Origin of the sequence: Klebsiella sp. WOUb02 (genome assembly GCF_050058015.1) — a bacterium.
GTDB lineage: Bacteria > Pseudomonadota > Gammaproteobacteria > Enterobacterales > Enterobacteriaceae > Klebsiella.
Window position 1 is genome coordinate 259,458 of sequence record NZ_CP170111.1, and the last position, 16,837, is coordinate 276,294.

Consider the following 16,837-nt stretch of genomic DNA (forward strand, 5'->3'; position numbering starts at 1 on the left):
CCCTCTCCCCCAGGGCTGTCTCTTGATCAGATCTCGTGATCAAGAGACTTCGCCAGTTGGTTGCCTTCAACGATATTCTGTAGCCTGCACCAGCCATCCCACATTACCACCCACCCCGCACGACCCGTGCGTTTGCTGTCGTGCCATCGTCCCATTTTCGCCAACGCAAGGTAGGCCCATCTCAGATTCGGCGCCTTTTCAGGCAGTGCTTTGCCTTCCTGTTTTACCCACAGTAGCTTCCATTCCACCCGGTTCAGAACCTGCTCACACGACTCATTCAGCGTTTCCTCACTCAGCCCGCCCTGACACAGCGCCATCACTCGTACCGCGATGAACGCCAGCACCACCACCATTCGCTCCAGGTTATCATGCGTCTGCATACGCGATTCTTCCACCCGTGCGCCCCCCGCTTTTCCATGCCGTGTGATATTCCTCTATCAGCCAGCGACGCTCGTAATAGCTGATTATCCGACGTGCCTGCGCCGTATTTTCAACCTTCTCTGACGTCAGAAGGTGCCAGCATGCACCATTTTCCGCCTCTTCCCGACTGCAGATATAGTTAATCTGTACCGGGCTGTAGCTGACGAACATCTGCACCTGCCGCGCGGCGCGACCGTCTTTCTGAACCACATTAAGCACGTGGCTTCCCGCCTGCGTCAGCGTTTCGGGGAGTTCGAACAGCCGGTCGGTGCTGCCTTCAATACGGCGATTTTGTGCCGCCCGGACCACAAAGCGCTGTTCGTGGCTGATTTTGTAATCCAGGTACTGCCCGATGTCGGCTTCCCGGTCGCAGACCGAGATAACGCGTGACTGAACGTCCCCCAGGCGCTGCGCCATCAGCTGCGAGGCCTGCTGCCATTTGAAGCTCTCTTTTTCTTCATACGGCCGCTGCCTGCGCTGATGCTTTTTTCCGTAACTGGATGCGTCACGGCTCCAGCGCTGCTGAGCAATCAGGCCGACGATGCGGGCGGTATCGGGTGCAAAAAGCAGCACCGAATGGGCCAGCAAGCCGCGGGAATGCGGGCTGGTCGTGGTATTGCCGAGCACCTCACGCGCGGTGGAATGGGTAAAGGTAATGGTCGTCGTGTCTTCAAGCGCGAGAAGCAGCGGGCAGGCCTGAGCGGCTTTAGTCGTGGCAATAAATTCGGCTTGTGCAATGGCATCGGGCAGGACTTCAGGGTTACGCATCAGGCGATAAGCCCCCTCGACTTCGGCTGCAGAATGGGAAGATTTCACAATAGAAAGTCCGGCATGTTGAGCCAGCGAAGTGGCCAGAGTGACGAGACGGCGGGTACGGCGGATATCGCCCAGTTCGGCACGGCCGAAAACGCCGTCAGCCCATGAATAACAATCGGAAAGCACCATACTAAAACCCGAAAAGTAATAGCAAGGAAGATCGTCAGAGACCTAAAAAGTTCAAAAAAATCCCCGGCACGTATGCCGTAAGCGCCCCATAATGAACGTGGCGTAAGGATTATTTTACGGAGGATAGGTTCCAGGGCAGCAGCTCATGTACCCGGTTTGAAGTGTATTAGTCGCGACTTGATCTGACACTGAGCCTTGAAAGGTTGAGAGTTACCGGTTTTGATATGGGTGTCGAATCCTTATACAAAACGCGAGGTAACTCTCATGCTTTATACTAACAATCCCATCATCAAACACAAAGCCGGCCTGCTCAATCTGGCCGAAGAACTCGGTAACGTTTCAAAAGCCTGTAAAATCATGGGCGTGTCACGCGACACCTTTTATCGTTATCAGGAGCTGGCTGAAGAAGGCGGTATTGACGCGCTGATTAATCAAAACCGCAGAGTCCCTAACCTGAAGAACCGCGCCGATGAAGCCACTGAACACGCGGTTGTTGAGTACGCCGTTGAGTTCCCGGCTCATGGTCAGCACCGGACCAGTAATGAACTGCGTAAAAAAGGCGTGTTTATCTCCGGCAGCGGCGTGCGCTCCATCTGGCAACGACACGACCTGGAGAACTTCCGTAAGCGCCTGAAGGCGCTTGAGGCAAAAGTCGCCAGAGAAGGCATCGTGCTGACCGACGCTCAAATCGCAGCGCTGGAGAAGAAGGCGCTCGATGGCGAGGCCAGCGGTGAAATCGAGACGGCACATCCGGGGTATCTGGGATCGCAGGATACCTTCTGCGTGGGCAATCTGAAAGGTGTGGGCCGTATCTACCAGCAGACGTTCGTGGATACGTACTCGAAAGTGGCGCACTGCAAGCTGTATACGACTAAAACGCCGATCACTGCCGCTGACCTGCTCAATGATCGCGTCCTGCCGTTCTACGAGTCTCAGGGGCTGCCAATGCTGAGAATACTGACCGACAGGGGGACGGAGTACTGTGGCAAAGTGGAGCAGCATGATTATCAGCTTTATCTGGCCATCAACGATATCGACCATACGAAAACGAAGGCGATGTCTCCGCAGACGAACGGTATCTGCGAGCGGTTCCATAAAACCATTTTGCAGGAATTTTATCAGGTTACGTTCCGCAAGAAGCTCTATGCAGACGTGGAAAGCCTGCAAAGGAAGCTGGACAACTGGTTGTGGCATTACAATAATGAACCGCCCCGGGAATCCTGGAGACTAAACTCTTTGAGAGAGAGGTAAACAGGATGACTAAAAATACACGCTTTTCCCCTGAGGTCCGTCAGCGGGCCGTTCGTCTGGTTATCGAAGGCCAGAACGACTATGACTCACAATGGGCTGCCATCAGACTCTGTTGCCCCCAAAATCGGCTGTACACCGGAGACGCTTCGCACCTGGCTTCGCCAGCATGAACGTGATGCCGGTGACGGCGGACTCACTGCCACCGAACGCCAGCGTCTTAAGGAGCTGGAACGGGAAAACCGCGAACTTCGCCGCAGTAACGATATCCTGCGACAGGCTTCCGCTTATTTTGCGAAGGCGGAGTTCGACCGCCTCTGGAAAAATAGACCCTCTGGTGGATACCCTGCGTAATGAGTATGGGGTCGGACCGGTATGCCAGGAACTGGATATCGCCCCGTCGACGTATTACCGGTATCAGCACCACCGCATGCATCCGGACAGGCGCAGTCCGCGTGAACAGCGGTGCGTGTCAAGATAGTTGTCGCCTCAGTCGATTCATGCGGCCCGTGTTTCCCGCTCCGGATTCAGCCACACTTCTTCCTGCCGGCTCCAGTTTCGCGTTGCCCCTGACCAGCGGTGCGGAGCCTCCATTTTGGCTGCCTCATACACTGATTTCCGTTTTGCCAGTAGCTGGCTGTCTTCGCCCCTGTGCCGCTGACCCGGCGTCACATAGCGGATACCGCTGTGCCGGTGCTCTTCGTTGTACCAGCAGACGAAGCTTTCCACCCAGGCCCGCGCCTCTTCCAGCGATGCGAAGCCCTTCTCTGGCCACGCCGGGACGTACTTCAGCGTCCTGAACAGCGACTCCACGTGGGCGTTGTTGTTGCTTACCCGTGGCCGGCTGTGCGACGGTGTTATCTTCAGCTCCGCAAGCTTCACCTTCAGGACCTGTGACTTCATGGGGGCGCCGTTATCCGCATGCAGCACCAGCGGCTCCTGCCAGCAACGCTCGCTCAGCACCGTCCGCTTTACCAGCCCGGCCGCATACTCACCGCTTTCGACCGGATGCACCTCGTGGCCCACGATTTTGCGGCTGAACACGTCTTCTGTCAGATACAGGTAAAACCAGTGGCCCGCCGTCAGCGACTTCAGCCACGTGATGTCCCACGACCACACCTGATTCGGCGCTGTTGCCTTCCAGGTCGACAGCGGCCTGCTTTGTGGAGCCTGCTGACGCCCCCGGTGACTGACTTCGCCGTAACGCCGCAGTACCCGGTAAAACGTCGATTCACTGGCGATGTAACGACCTTCATCGGCCAGCACCGGGACGATTTGTGCCGGCGGCAGGCTGGCGAACCTGGGCTCATGGCAGATGGCCAGCACCTGCTGCTCCTCTTCAGCGCTGAGCCTGTTTTTTGGCACAGGTCTGGCCGCCGTGGGGCGACGGTCTTCAGGGCTGTATTGCCAGCGCAGGAACGTCCGTTCGCTGATGCCCGCCCCCTGGCAGGCTGCGTGCTGCCGGGCGCCGGCATCGACAGCGTCCTGTACCAGTGTCATCAGCCATAACCTGTCGGCTGTGCGCGTCATTCGCCCTCGCGTTCTTCGGCGAAGAACGCCTTCAGCTTTTTTTCCAGAATAAGCAGCGCCGCGGCTTCCGCCAGCGCCTTGTTCTTGCGGGCTATTTCACGGTTAAGCTGTTGGTTCTCTTTCTTTAATCGTTTTATCTCTGCACGTTCGTCTCGCGGATTGGGCTGCATAAATTCGTCCCTCCACTGCTGAATTTGCTCTGGATAAAGGCCTTTACGGCGACAGTATTCAGCGACAGCATGAACAGAAAGCGTGGCGGTTTCAACGGTAAATGCCCGCGTTGTTGTCGAACGCGGCTGCGGGATCATCCCCGACGGTGGCGGCCTGTCGAGCAACATGATCAATGCTTTCCTCAACAATCGCGCGCTTCGCGACGCCTCTGAAGAGGTAGCGGCGGAAATGGCGGCGCAACCCTGCCCGAGCGAGGTGGCGAAAAGCCTGATCGCGATGGTACAGAAAGGGTAGCCACCACACCGTCATGACGATCATGCGCCAGCACACATCCTGGATTCATGCTCCCGTAACAATGCGGGACCGGATCGCGCTGGCGCTTTTTTTTTTGCGGATCGATCCGGCTCGGATCGTATTTTTTACAGACGGAGGAGGCTTAATGCCTGCGACTCACTCTCCCACACCTGCGCGGTCCTGGATAGTTCGCCTGGCGCATGTGTGCTGGGAACGTAAGAAACTTAGCATCATCGTGGTGGTAGCGTCGGTATCGACCATTCTGCTGGCAGCGCTGACGCCGTTGCTGACAAGGCAAGCAGTGAACGACGCGCTGGCGGGCAATCCGACTCGCCTGCCGTGGCTGGCCTGCGGGCTACTCCTGATCGCCTTATTTGATTTCATCAGTAACTACGTGCGCCGCGGTTATGCCGGGGAGCTCTCGCTCTGGGTACAGCACACCCTGCGAGGACGGGCATTCGACAGCATTCAAAAACTTGACGGCGCAGGCCAGGATGCGCTGCGCACCGGGCAGGTGATTTCACGGACCAACAGCGATCTGCAGCAGGTGCATACACTGCTGCAGATGTGTCCGGTGCCGCTGGCGGTATTCACTTATTACATCGCCGGCATTGCCGTGATGCTGTGGATGTCACCCGCCATGACGCTCATCGTCGTGTGCGTACTGGTGAGCCTGGCGATCACTGCGCTGCGCGCGCGTCGTCGGGTCTTCGCGCAGACCGGGCAGGCCTCGGACCGACTGGCGAATCTCACCGAACATATGCGCGAGTTGCTGGCGCAGATCTCAGTGGTGAAATCCTGTGTGGCGGAGCTGCGTGAAACGCGCTGGCTGGATCGCCAGTCGCGGCAAATGGTGCGTGTACGCATCTGCGCGGCCATCTCGCAGGCGATGCCAGGCGCCACCATGCTGGCGCTACCGGTGCTCGGGCAAATCGCCTGCTGTGCTACGGCGGCTGGTCGGTCATGCACGGGCGGATCGATCTCGGAACCTTTGTGGCGTTTGCCAGCTTCCTCGCGATGCTGACCGGGCCAACCCGTGTACTGGCGTCTTTTCTGGTCATCGCCCAGCGCACCCAGGCGTCCGTGGAGCGAGTGTTTGCTCTGATCGACACCCGTTCGCAGATGGAGGACGGGACAGAGGCGGTTAACGGTCAGGTTGTCGGACTGGAACTGGAGAATATGAGCTTCGACTACCGTGGCGGCAGACGCATCCTCAGCGATGTCTCCTTTTCCCTGCGCGCCGGTGAAACCGTGGCGGTGGTGGGCGCATCGGGTTCCGGGAAATCGACGCTGCTGATGCTGCTGGCGCGTTTTTACGATCCCAGCACCGGAGAGATATGGCTGAACACCAGCGCAGGCCGACAGAACCTTCGCGATCTCAGGCTGGAGGCGCTTCGTCGTCGGGTAGGCGTTGTGTTTGAAGATGCTTTTCTTTTTGCCGGTACGGTGGCGGAAAATATCGCCTACGGCCACCCTCAGGCAACGGCGGACGACATTCGCCGCGCGGCGACGGCAGCAGGAGCCAGCGATTTTATCAACGCCCTGCCGAAAGGCTTCGATACCCGGTTAACCGAACGCGGGACGAATCTTTCCGGCGGGCAGAGGCAGCGAATCACGCTGGCACGAGCGCTCATTACCGCGCCGGAAGTGTTGATCCTCGATGACACCACCTCGGCGGTCGATGCCGGTACTGAAGCGGAGATCAACACCGAGCTGAGTCGCTATGCTGACGGAGAGCATATGCTGCTGGTGATTGCCCGACGCCGTTCAACGCTTCAGTTAGCCAGCCGAATTGTGGTGCTGGATAAGGGCCGGGTGGTGGATACCGGAACCCAGGCGGAACTTGAAGCGCGCTGTCCGGCGTTCCGCGCGCTGATGACCGGCGACGGCGATTTCCTCGCGCCTTCCCACAGTGGGCATAACGAATTGTGGCCGGCCGTACCAGCGGCACAAGACGATGCGCCGGAGACGGGGGATAAAGGCTTTGTCGCCCGTATGACCCGCGTGCCGGAAAATGCAGTACAGCAGGCGCTTGCCCGTAAAGGCCGCAAAGTCACGTCTCTGCTGAAGCCTGTGGCGTGGATGTTCGTCATCGCCGCCCAGCTGATCGCACTCGATTCTGCGGCAGGCGTCGGGGTACTGATACTGCTGCAGCGCGGCATTGACTCCGGCGTCGCCGCAGGCGATATGTCGACTATCGGCCTCTGTGCCTGGTGGCCGTGAGCTGGTGCTGTTATTCGCTGCAGACGGTCTTCGCCGCCAGAGCGGCGGAGTCAGTCCAGCATACGGTGCGCTTGCGCAGCTTCGGCCATATGCTGCGTCTTGGCCTCCCCTTGCATGAAAAGCATGTCGATTCGCGTCTGACCCGCATGACCGTTGATGTGGACTCTCTCGCCCGCTTTCTACAAAACGGCCTTGCCGGTGCGGCCACCAGCCTGGTGACGATGTTCGCTATCGCCGCCGCCATGTTCTGGCTCGACCCGCTCCTGGCGTTGACGGCATTAAGCGCGGTGCCAGTGGTCGCACTGGCAACCTGGATTTATCGCCGCCTCAGCTCCCCTGCTTATGCGCAGGCACGGCTGGAAATAGGCAAAGTCAACAGCACCCTGCAGGAGAAAGTCTCCGGCTTGCGCGTCGTGCAATCGCACGGCCAGCAGGAACAGGAGGCAGCCCGGCTGCGCGCGTTATCGGATCGCTTCCGCGCAACCCGTGTGCGTGCGCAAAAATACCTTGCCGTCTATTTCCCGTTCCTGACCTTCTGCACCGAGGCCTCCTATGCCGCCGTTCTGCTGGTGGGTGCATCGCGGGTCGCCGAAGGCGAAATGACCGCCGGGGTGCTGGCGGCTTTCTTCCTGCTGCTGGGGCAATTCTATGGGCCAGTGCAGCAGTTATCAGGGATTGTCGACGCCTGGCAGCAGGCGACGGCCAGCGGCAAACATATTGATGAACTGCTGGAGACCGAAGGCACAGAGAACGTCGAGCCCTCTTCCGCACTGCCCGCCACCGGCGCGCTGCATCTTGATGAGGTCACGTTCAGTTATCCCGACAGTCCCGAACCGGCGCTGAACAAACTTACCCTGACGATCCCTGAGGGAACGGTCGTCGCGGTCGTCGGCCGCAGCGGTGCGGGTAAGTCAACGCTGATTAAGCTGATCGCCGGGTTGTATTCCCCCACCCACGGCAGGATCAGCATCGGCGATCGGATGATTGATGATGCCTCGCTTGCCGATTACCGTCGCCAGATTGGACTGGTCGATCAGGATGTGGCGCTGTTTAGTGGTGATATTGCGGAAAACATTCGTTATTCACGGCCATCCAGCACCAATGCCGACGTTGAGATTGCCTCACAGCGGGCAGGGCTGTATGAGACGGTGCGTAATCTGCCGCAGGGATTCCGGACACCGGTAAATAACGGCGGTGCTGATCTGTCCGCAGGCCAGCGCCAGCTGATTGCGCTGGCCCGCGCGCAACTGGCGAATGCTCACATCCTGGTGCTCGACGAAGCCACGTCGCGTCTGGATCGCGCATCCGAAGAGCGATTGATGTCATCGTTAACAGACGTCGCGCACGCCGGGATGCACTCGGCGCTGATTGTGGCGCATCGTCTGACCACCGCGCAGCGTTGCGATCTGATTGCCGTTATCGATAAGGGGCAGCTTGCGGAATACGGTACCCACGAACAGCTGTTAGCTGCGGGTGGCCTCTATACCCGCTTATGGCATGACAGCGTCGGCAGTGCGCTCCATCGCCAGCAAGACATCACGGGGGAAATCGTGGGATAGTTATTGCGCACGTAAAACATTAAAAAAAACGCTCTGAAGCGGCTGTTCCGGGAATAGCCGTTTTAGCTATTTATACTGACACAATTAATTTTCAAAGAGAGTGAATGCTGAACATGCAACAACATCCCTCTGCTATCGCCAGGCTGCGCAGCCAGTTGGCAGCAGGCCACATTGCTAACCTTTCTGACTTCTGGCGCGACGCTGAGTCGCTGAATATACCGCTTGTTACGCTGGTCGAAGGGGCAGAAGACGAGCGTAAAGTGACCTTTCTGTGGCGCGCCCGGCATCCTCTGCAGGGCGTTTATCTGCGTCTGAATCGAGTGACGGATAAAGAGCACGTGGCAAAAGGGATGATGACCGCCCTTCCCGCGACGGATATCTGGACTCTGACGCTGCGTTTACCCGCAAGCTACTGCGGCTCCTATTCGCTGGTAGAAATCCCCCCCGGTACCTCGGCTGAGACGATTGCACAGTCCGGAGGCCGCTTTGCCACCCTCGCAGGGCAGGCCGATCCGCTAAACAATACGCCGGGGATCAACGTTCGGGGAAGCGCACAGGAATCGGTGCTGGCGCTCGATAAATCCCCCGCCCAGTCCGAATGGAGCGGCGGTTCCTCCACCGGGCAATTGCTTACCTCAGTGCGGATTATCGCCGGGCAATCACGCCGGGTTCGGCTCTATCTGCCGGACGTTGATGTTTCGCAGCCCCTCGGTCTGGTGGTGTTGCCTGATGGTGAAACATGGTTCGATCACCTTGGCGTATGCGCGGCAATTGACGCCGCCATAAATAACGGACGCATCGTGCCCGTGGCTGTACTGGGCATCGACAACATCGATGAACACGAGCGCACTGCGATACTCGGCGGGCGCAGCGAGCTGATAAAGGATATCGCCGGGCATCTGCTGCCGACGATTCGCGCTGAACAACCGCAGACTGCTGTGGGATGATCGTTCGCGCACCGTGCTGGCAGGGCAGAGTCTCGGCGGGGTCAGCGCACTAATGGCCGCTCATCACGCGCCGGAAACGTTCGGCCTGGCGCTCAGCCACTCCCCTTCAATGTGGTGGACGCCAGAGGGTGCCAGCCGGCCAAACTTATTCAGCGAAACAGATACGTCATGGGTGAGCGAGTATCTGCTTTCTGCACCGCCACAGGGCGTGCGCATCCGCCTGTGCGTAGGATCGCTGGAAGGTTCGACTGTGCCGCACGTTCAGCAGGTTCATCAGCGGTTGCTTACCGCCGGCGTCGATAGCCATTGCGCAATTTATACCGGTGGTCACGATTATGCATGGTGGCGCGGCGCACTGATTGACGGGCTTGGTTTACTGCAGGGTTGACTTGACCCGCGAACACTTTCAGGCAACTGTATATGCTTCCTGAATAAATAAAATGTCACCTGCAGAAAAGGAATAATCATCAGATGTATGCCCGTGAGTATCGCACGACACGCCCGCGCAAGGCTCTTTTTTCTCTTCTTTCTGGTCTCACCCTCATCTGTAGCACGCAAGGTTTTGCGAAGCCGGATATGCAACCGCTCGGGCCGAATATCGCCGATAAAGGCTCCTCGTTTTACCATTTCAGCGTCAACCAGTTCGACTCTGCCGACGGCACCCGCCATTATCGGGTATGGACGGCCGTACCGAATAAAGCCGCACCGGCGTCGGGCTACCCGGTTTTATATATGCTCGACGGCAACGCGGTTATGGACCGTCTGAATGACGAACTGCTCAAACAGCTGACAGAAAAATCACCGCCGGTGATCGTGGCAGTCGGGTATCAGACCAACCTCCCCTTCGATCTCAACGGCAGGGCCTATGACTATACGCCAGCAGCAGAAAGCGACAAAACCGATACCCGCAACGGGCGCTTTAGCCGTAAGAGCGGTGGCAGCAGCGACTTCCGCCAGTTATTGGAAACGCGTATTGCGCCAAAAGCGGAAGAGGGGTTGAATATCGATCGGCAGCGACGCGGCTTGTGGGGGCACTCATACGGCGGCCTGTTCGTGCTGGATTCCTGGCTGTCCTCCTCTTACTTCCGGACATACTACAGCGCCAGCCCGTCGTTGGGCAGAGGCAATGATGCTCTGCTGAGCCGTATCACGGCGGTCAGGCCGTCACGATACTGCGCTAAGCGCCTGGAGATAATGGAAGGATCGGCGACACCGGGCGATAACCGGGAAACGCATGCTACCGGAGTGCAGACGAAAATTCATGCAACCCTCGCCACACTAAAAGGTAAAGGCGTCAATGCCGCCTTTTGGGATTTCCCGAACCTGGGACACGGGCCGATGTTCAACGCATCTTTCCGCGGAGTGCTGTTATATATCAGCGGTGAAAAGGTGGGTAACACATCAGGCTGCCATTGAGATACCTAAGGGCTCATAGTAAGTATCCTCCGGCAGAGCCGGAGGCTTTAGGGGGAGCGCCTCAAAGGCGCCGACAAACCATGAGCCGCCCAAGGCGGCTGCTATACGTTCAGTTTCATTTGATCGTATCGTTCGTCTCTCTCTCCTGGTTGCGTATGTATGCCCTGACCGTGGCTTCATCCAAACCAACGGTTGAAACGAAATATCCTCGTGCCCAGAAAACTTCTCCGGTGAAGTTTTTACCTCTGCCGAAGTGTCGTGCTATCGCTATCGCGCTTTTTCCCTTCAGATAGCCGACGACTGTCGATACCGAGTACTTTGGCGGTATGCTGATGCACATGTGGACATGATCACGCATCAGATGCCCCTCCAAAATCTGACAGCCCTTCTGGCTCGCAAGCTCGTGGAATATTTTTCCCAACTCATGCCGCAGCGCACCATATAACCGCTGTTTCCGGCGTTTAGGGATATAAACCACGTGATATTTACAGTCCCATTTCGTATGGCTTAAGCTCTGATAGTCTCTCATCACGAATCCTCATCTCTTGGCGGAGATTTCAGATTCGCGCGACTGACTTAAAGGTCAAACCTTTCGGAGTCCCCCGGCAATGCCGGGGGTTTACCGGATTTAATTAATTTTATGACATTAATCTTCATAATTCATCCATCATTGCAAATGATAATCATTCACACTATTTAAACCTAGATTACATAATGGCAAGAGTTAATCAAAACCATGATAAAAAACAAATATAAAATATCACTCCTGAGTTCACTAATCGCGGGCTGTCTCGCTATACCTTCAGCCATGGCAGATGAAGTCACGCCAGTTCGGAACCTCAAGTTGTCCCAAGGAGCTGATGGCAGTCAGAACAAAAAAACAGTTCTCAACGATGATAAAGAAGCCGCTCAGGAGACCATGGTTGTCACCGCCAGAGAGCAGACCCTGCAGGCACCAGGTGTATCAATCATTGACAGCGAAGCGATTAAAAAACACCCTATCCAGCGTGATGTATCCGAAATCATTCGTACCATGCCAGGTGTGAATCTTACCGGTAACTCCAGCAGCGGTCAGCGCGGCAATAACCGCCAGATCGATATTCGCGGAATGGGGCCAGAAAACACCCTGATTCTCGTGGATGGTATGCCAGTCAGCAGCAGAAATTCGGTGCGTTATGGCTGGCGAGGTGAGCGTGACACACGAGGTGACAGTAACTGGGTTCCCGCGGAAATGATCGACCGCATCGAAGTCATCCGTGGGCCGGCCGCCGCTCTGTATGGTAACGGAGCTATGGGTGGCGTGGTAAATATTATTACCAAACCCTCAAGTAATGAGTGGCATGGCAGCTTTAACACCTATTACAACGTTCCACAACACAAATCCGAAGGTGCAACCAGGCGTTACAATGCCAATCTCAGCGGTGCGTTAACAGACAACCTCACCATGAGACTCTACGGCAACTGGAGCAAAACGCAGGCCGATGCCCAGGACATCAACAGTGGCCACCAAGCAGAACGCACAGGGAAATATGCCGGACAATACCCGGCTGGCCGTGAAGGCGTTATCAATAAAAATATTAACACCGCGCTGCGCTGGGAATTTATGCCCATGCAGGCTCTGGAGCTGGATGCCAGCTACAGTCGTCAGGGCAACCTCTATGCTGGCGACACACAAAACACGAACAGCAGCACTTTAACAAAATCATATTACGGTAAAGAAACCAACGTTATCTACCGTCAGACACTGGCACTGAAATATACCGGGGCCTGGGACAATGGTGTGACCACCAACAACTATATTCAGTTTGAAAAAACGCGTAATAAACGACTGAAAGAGGGATTGTCTGGTGGTGTTGAAGGTATGTTCAGTAGTAATACCGGTTTCTCAACCATCACCCTGAATGACACAAATCTGCATTCTGATGTCAATATTCCATTCGATTTGTGGGTAAATCAGACCCTCACCCTCGGTGCGGAAATGAATCATCAGACGATGAAAGATCCCACCTCGAATACACTTACGACCAGCTCCGAAATCAGTGGTGTATCAAGCTCAGGACGAAGCCAGAGCAGTTCAGCTGATGTATACGGTGTTTATACCGAAGACAATATCGACCTGACTGATTCCACCCGCCTCACTCCCGGACTGCGTTTTAATTACCAGACGATCACCGGAAGTAATATCAGTCCGGCCCTGAATCTCTCACAGGAGCTGGGTGATGATTTCACACTAAAACTGGGCATTGCCCGTGCCTGGAAAGCCCCCAATCTTTATCAGACCAACCCTAACTACCTGTTGTACAGCAGCGGTAATGGCTGTTACGCCAGCTCCGGGAGTTGTTACCTGCAGGGGAACAAGGACCTGAAGGCAGAAACCAGCGTCAATAAAGAAATTGGCATTGAGTTCCATCATGATGATATTCAGGCCGGGCTTACATGGTACCGGAATGATTACCGCAATAAAATTGAAGCCGGATACTCTGCGGATTATTCCAACGGGACCTCAGATATCTATAAATGGGAAAATGTTCCTAAAGCAGTGGTTCAGGGACTGGAAGGAACACTTAATTTCCCAATCAGTGAAACGGTGATGATGAAAAATAACTTCACCTATATCATCGAAAATAAAAATAAAACTACCGGCGATTACCTGACTGTCATACCAAAATATACCATCAACTCCTCACTGGACTGGCAGGCAACCAACGACCTGTCAGTACACGGAACGATGACATGGTATGGAAAGCAAAAGCCGAAGAAATATAATGATAAGGGAGAAACCACTACGGGTAGCGAAACTTGGCAGGTTTCTCCTTATGCTCTGTTTGGTACAAGCGCCACCTATAGCGTTAACAAGAACATAGACGTAACAGCGGGTATTGATAACCTGTTCGACAAACGTCATTTCCGTGAGGGTAACTCAACGACTTCCGGCAGTTCTCCTACATACGCGTACGGCGCAGGAGCCCGGACGTATAACGAGTCTGGCCGTACCTTCTACATGGAGTTAGGAATGCACTTCTGATAAGAGGCTTTCTTTTCCACACCAGGCTGTGGCTTTATTTTTCAGTTGTTGGTGCCGCAGTGGAAATTAAACCGGGAACGAAAAAAAGATGCCTGGGAAACAGCAGAAGACTGGTTTTTGCATCGTTCAACCTATACAACCATTCGCAGTGTCCATTCTGCCCGAATGATACCAGTCCCGCCTGGCAGTTCTTGCATACGGCTGTCGGGTGGGCTATTTAGTAAGAATGGAAATCTGTTGAGTAGCGGGCTGAATCTTTCGAAAACACCTTTTTCGTCAGATAAATACGGCTTTTACGCTCGACCAGCGTCACGATGGCTCCGGTGCCTTGTTTACCCGGAACCAGATCCGCTTCCCGGTCACCCGGTCGGGTACGAGCATCAACAACGGCCGGTCTCTGTTCGATGGATACGGCGTCAGGTATCGGACTTCGCTTTTTACCATAGCCTTTGCGATAGCGGCGTTTACCCTGCCGGAGGAGCCTGTATAGTTCGCCGCCACTGGCTTTATCAGCCTGAACATGCTGGTAAATCCACTCGTGACTAACCGGCATGCCGATGATACGGCCAACGGCGCTGATCTGTTCCGGACTCCACAGCCAGTTTAGCGCAGCCTCAACAAAGAAGACCGTATCCTCGTGCATCCTGCGTTTGCCGGCCCCTTTACGGCGGCAGGTACTGAGCTTCTGGGCTGCCGCTGGCTGGTAGCCATCTACAGAACGATTACGACGCAGTTCCCGCGAGACCGTTGATTTGCTGACGCCTGAGCGGCGGGCAATCTCTGCCTGACTCACTTTATCTTCACACAACAGGGCTATCTGGTATCGTAACCCTTCGGTTAGCTGCTGATATTTCATAGTGACTCGCTCATCTTTGGTCGGAAGAGCAGGATAGCTTATCGGCAGCTAACCGTCCCTCCATCCACATGACCGAGCGTTGCACTTATTATCTGAATTCGCGGAGAACATGTAGGACTGGTGCTGGCTGGATGGAGGAATACAACAGGGTTTAACGCGAATGATTTCATTCAAAGTTAAAACATAGAAGCTACGCGCAACTCTTGCATACAATGAGGTGGTGTCGCCTTCATGGCACAATATTACCCCGAGAGTTATGGGGAGTGATGGTTATGATAATCGGAATTGTTTGTCCGACCACACACCCTGGGGCCAGAGGATTAAAGGCCTATGACTCTGGTGAAAACGGCGTGGTTTCGCTTATCTTGTTCTCCGGCACTCACAGCGCAGGACCTGTGGGTCTGGCGAACAAGGGGGTTGTTTTGGTGGCTGACTCTCCGGCGCTCACAGAGCAGGACCTGTGGGTCTGGCGAACAAGGGGGTTGTTTTGGCGGTCTGACTCTCCGGCGCTCACAGAGCAGAGCCTGTGGGTCTGGCGAAGAACAGTAGCGCCCTTACAGGGCGAGCGTCACCGCTTCGCGGTTCCGATGGTATTCATGATCGGCAGACCGTTTTATACTCCGCAGCATGTATATTCCACGTCCCGCAAAGTTGCTCTTCACCGTCGATGACGGCTGGAACAGGTACCTTGATTCGAATGGCCACAGCGTCAGTCCCTGGGCCCGCCTCTGCGTCGGGCGCATGCTCGCCTGCGGCACCACGACCATGGGCGTTCGCCGCTTCTGCTGCGCATCGCCGGACTGCACCCATTCCCGCTTTTTCTGCCAGAGCCTGCAAATCAAAGGCCTGCAGCTCCTGCGGCTTCAAAGCCACTGAGCAGTGGGTATCGCAGCAGAGTCATATCCTTCCCGACTGCGACTGGCAGCATATCACCTTTACCATGCCCCACCTGCTCTGGCCCTTTTTCAACAATAACTGGCCATTACTGAATGCGCTCTTTCGCACCGCCACCCGCGCCATGCTTCGCCGGGCCCGCAGACAGGGCGTGGAGGTCGGTATCTTCTGCGCCCTGCATACGTACGGCCGTCAGCTCAATCAGCACCCACACATTCACCTCTCTCTCCGTCACCCGCGGCGGGCTGGATATCAGGCATGCCCTCTGGCGCGACCTCTTCTTTAAGAAGCATGCCGTCGAGGAAATCTGGCGCGGAGCCGTCATCCGCCTCCTGCGCCACAGCCATGACCTGATAAATCCCGGCAGGCTGCCGGGGCCGGGGCATATACGCGACGAAAAGCAGTGGCAGCGCTATCTGCAGGCGCAGTACGGGCGCCGCTGGAAGGTGCACTTCGCGAAGAAGACCCGGGGCGCCTGGCGAAGCGTCAAATACCCGGGCCGCTACCTGAAGCGACCGCCGGTGTCGGCGGCGAAGCTCAGGCACTACAGCGGCGGTGCCGTGGTACATCACTATTACGACCACCGCACTCAGCAGTACCGCCAGCAGTCGCTGACCCAGGAAGAGATGCTCAGGCGCGATATCAGCCACGTGCCGGCAAAGCATTTTAAGATGGTGCGTGACTATGGTTTTTTGTCCAACCGCAAACGGGGTTCGCTGCTGCCAAAAGTCTATGAAGCCCTGCAGACGGAAGCGCGGAAAAAACCGGAACAGCCCGGCTTCGCCTCGCTGTTGAAAGGGTTCCTGCGCACGGACCCGTATCAATGCATCCTCTGTGGCAACCGGCTGCGCTTTGTGGGGTTTGAGGGCCAACGGAACGAAAACGTACGCTAAGAAGATAACTTATTGTTTATGAATACTAATAATTATTATGGAGGTGTCTAGTAGATTAGAAAAGGAAAGACGACAATATGAAGGCTTTCCTTATATGGGTGCATCTCCTCCTTTGTTATAACTGTTGTTTAACTGAACCGCATCCAGACCTGAACTCGACTTTTGCCAGTGCGCCATTAACCAATGATATTTGAGGCGGGATATGACCAATATCTACGTCATAAAGGACAGGAACTTTAAGGTCACCTAGTACCGTGCGCAAAGCATCAATGTAGGTATGCTTTGAAGCATCACTGGTATTAGGTCCTGCACTTCTACCAATCAAACCCCCCTGTAAATCAGTAAACCAGCCCTGTAAGCGCAGACTAAGTAATGCTCTAGTTAATTAAATCCGGTAAACCCCCGGCTTTGCCGGG

4 protein-coding genes, 10 pseudogenes and 1 other annotated feature are annotated in these 16,837 nt (G+C 55.7%); of the genes and pseudogenes, 8 read left to right on the forward strand and 6 right to left on the reverse strand.

Going from position 1 to position 16,837, the window contains the following annotated elements; genetic code table 11:
• Positions 1-26: 26 nt before the first annotated feature.
• Positions 27-1,365: pseudogene (locus ABOC21_RS29295) on the reverse strand (IS4 family transposase).
• Between the two features lie 264 nt (positions 1,366-1,629).
• Here ABOC21_RS29295 and ABOC21_RS29300 point away from each other — a divergent pair.
• A pseudogene (locus ABOC21_RS29300) lies at positions 1,630-2,571 on the forward strand (IS481 family transposase); the annotation flags it as partial.
• Positions 2,572-2,621: 50 nt separating this feature from the next.
• Positions 2,622-3,079 (forward strand): annotated as a pseudogene (locus ABOC21_RS29305) (transposase); the annotation flags it as partial.
• Positions 2,898-3,013, forward strand: a sequence feature (AL1L pseudoknot). It overlaps the preceding pseudogene by 116 nt.
• A gap of 32 nt (positions 3,080-3,111) precedes the next feature.
• Here the strand turns inward: ABOC21_RS29305 and ABOC21_RS29310 are convergent.
• Both ABOC21_RS29310 and ABOC21_RS29315 read right to left on the reverse strand, forming a co-directional pair.
• Positions 3,112-4,113 carry an IS3 family transposase gene (locus ABOC21_RS29310; RefSeq protein ID WP_426815625.1) on the reverse strand — a complete coding sequence of 334 codons (1,002 nt, stop codon included), beginning with the start codon at positions 4,111-4,113 and terminating at the stop codon, positions 3,112-3,114.
• Between the two features lie 26 nt (positions 4,114-4,139).
• Positions 4,140-4,481: a transposase gene (locus ABOC21_RS29315; protein ID WP_426815626.1), complete on the reverse strand. Its 342-nt coding sequence runs from the start codon at positions 4,479-4,481 to the stop codon at positions 4,140-4,142.
• Between ABOC21_RS29315 and ABOC21_RS29320 the strand changes: the two are divergent.
• The 4 genes and pseudogenes from ABOC21_RS29320 to ABOC21_RS29335 form a co-directional block, all read left to right on the forward strand.
• Positions 4,411-4,608, forward strand: a pseudogene (locus ABOC21_RS29320) (nucleotide disphospho-sugar-binding domain-containing protein); the annotation flags it as partial. The gene ABOC21_RS29315 and the pseudogene ABOC21_RS29320 sit on opposite strands and share 71 nt — an antisense overlap.
• Before the next feature lie 145 nt (positions 4,609-4,753).
• Positions 4,754-8,390, forward strand: a pseudogene (gene iroC, locus ABOC21_RS29325) (salmochelin/enterobactin export ABC transporter IroC).
• A gap of 104 nt (positions 8,391-8,494) precedes the next feature.
• Positions 8,495-9,725, forward strand: a pseudogene (locus ABOC21_RS29330) (alpha/beta hydrolase-fold protein).
• 83 nt (positions 9,726-9,808) lie between these two features.
• Positions 9,809-10,753 carry an alpha/beta hydrolase gene (locus ABOC21_RS29335; RefSeq protein ID WP_426815627.1) on the forward strand — a complete coding sequence of 315 codons (945 nt, stop codon included), beginning with the start codon at positions 9,809-9,811 and terminating at the stop codon, positions 10,751-10,753.
• A 101-nt stretch (positions 10,754-10,854) separates the two neighbouring features.
• Here ABOC21_RS29335 and tnpA read toward each other — a convergent pair.
• A pseudogene (tnpA, locus tag ABOC21_RS29340) lies at positions 10,855-11,282 on the reverse strand (IS200/IS605 family transposase).
• A gap of 207 nt (positions 11,283-11,489) precedes the next feature.
• On the opposite strand from tnpA, the gene ABOC21_RS29345 reads away from it, so the two are divergent.
• Positions 11,490-13,778, forward strand: coding sequence for a TonB-dependent siderophore receptor (locus ABOC21_RS29345; RefSeq protein ID WP_426815628.1), 2,289 nt, complete (start codon positions 11,490-11,492; stop codon positions 13,776-13,778).
• 238 nt (positions 13,779-14,016) lie between these two features.
• Here the strand turns inward: ABOC21_RS29345 and ABOC21_RS29350 are convergent.
• Positions 14,017-14,634: pseudogene (locus tag ABOC21_RS29350) on the reverse strand (IS30 family transposase); the annotation flags it as partial.
• A 627-nt stretch (positions 14,635-15,261) separates the two neighbouring features.
• On the opposite strand from ABOC21_RS29350, the pseudogene ABOC21_RS29355 reads away from it, so the two are divergent.
• A pseudogene (locus ABOC21_RS29355) lies at positions 15,262-16,421 on the forward strand (IS91 family transposase).
• A gap of 115 nt (positions 16,422-16,536) precedes the next feature.
• Here ABOC21_RS29355 and ABOC21_RS29360 read toward each other — a convergent pair.
• A pseudogene (locus ABOC21_RS29360) lies at positions 16,537-16,803 on the reverse strand (S66 family peptidase); the annotation flags it as partial.
• Positions 16,804-16,837: the final 34 nt, after the last annotated feature.

What these genes read in the sequence shown, in the direction of transcription:
- ABOC21_RS29315 (WP_426815626.1), bottom strand. Translation starts at nt 4,481, where the DNA reads ATGTTGCTCGACAGGCCGCCACCGTCGGGGATGATCCCGCAGCCGCGT.
- ABOC21_RS29345 (WP_426815628.1), top strand. Translation starts at nt 11,490, where the DNA reads ATGATAAAAAACAAATATAAAATATCACTCCTGAGTTCACTAATCGCG.
- ABOC21_RS29310 (WP_426815625.1), bottom strand. Translation starts at nt 4,113, where the DNA reads ATGACACTGGTACAGGACGCTGTCGATGCCGGCGCCCGGCAGCACGCA.
- ABOC21_RS29335 (WP_426815627.1), top strand. Translation starts at nt 9,809, where the DNA reads ATGTATGCCCGTGAGTATCGCACGACACGCCCGCGCAAGGCTCTTTTT.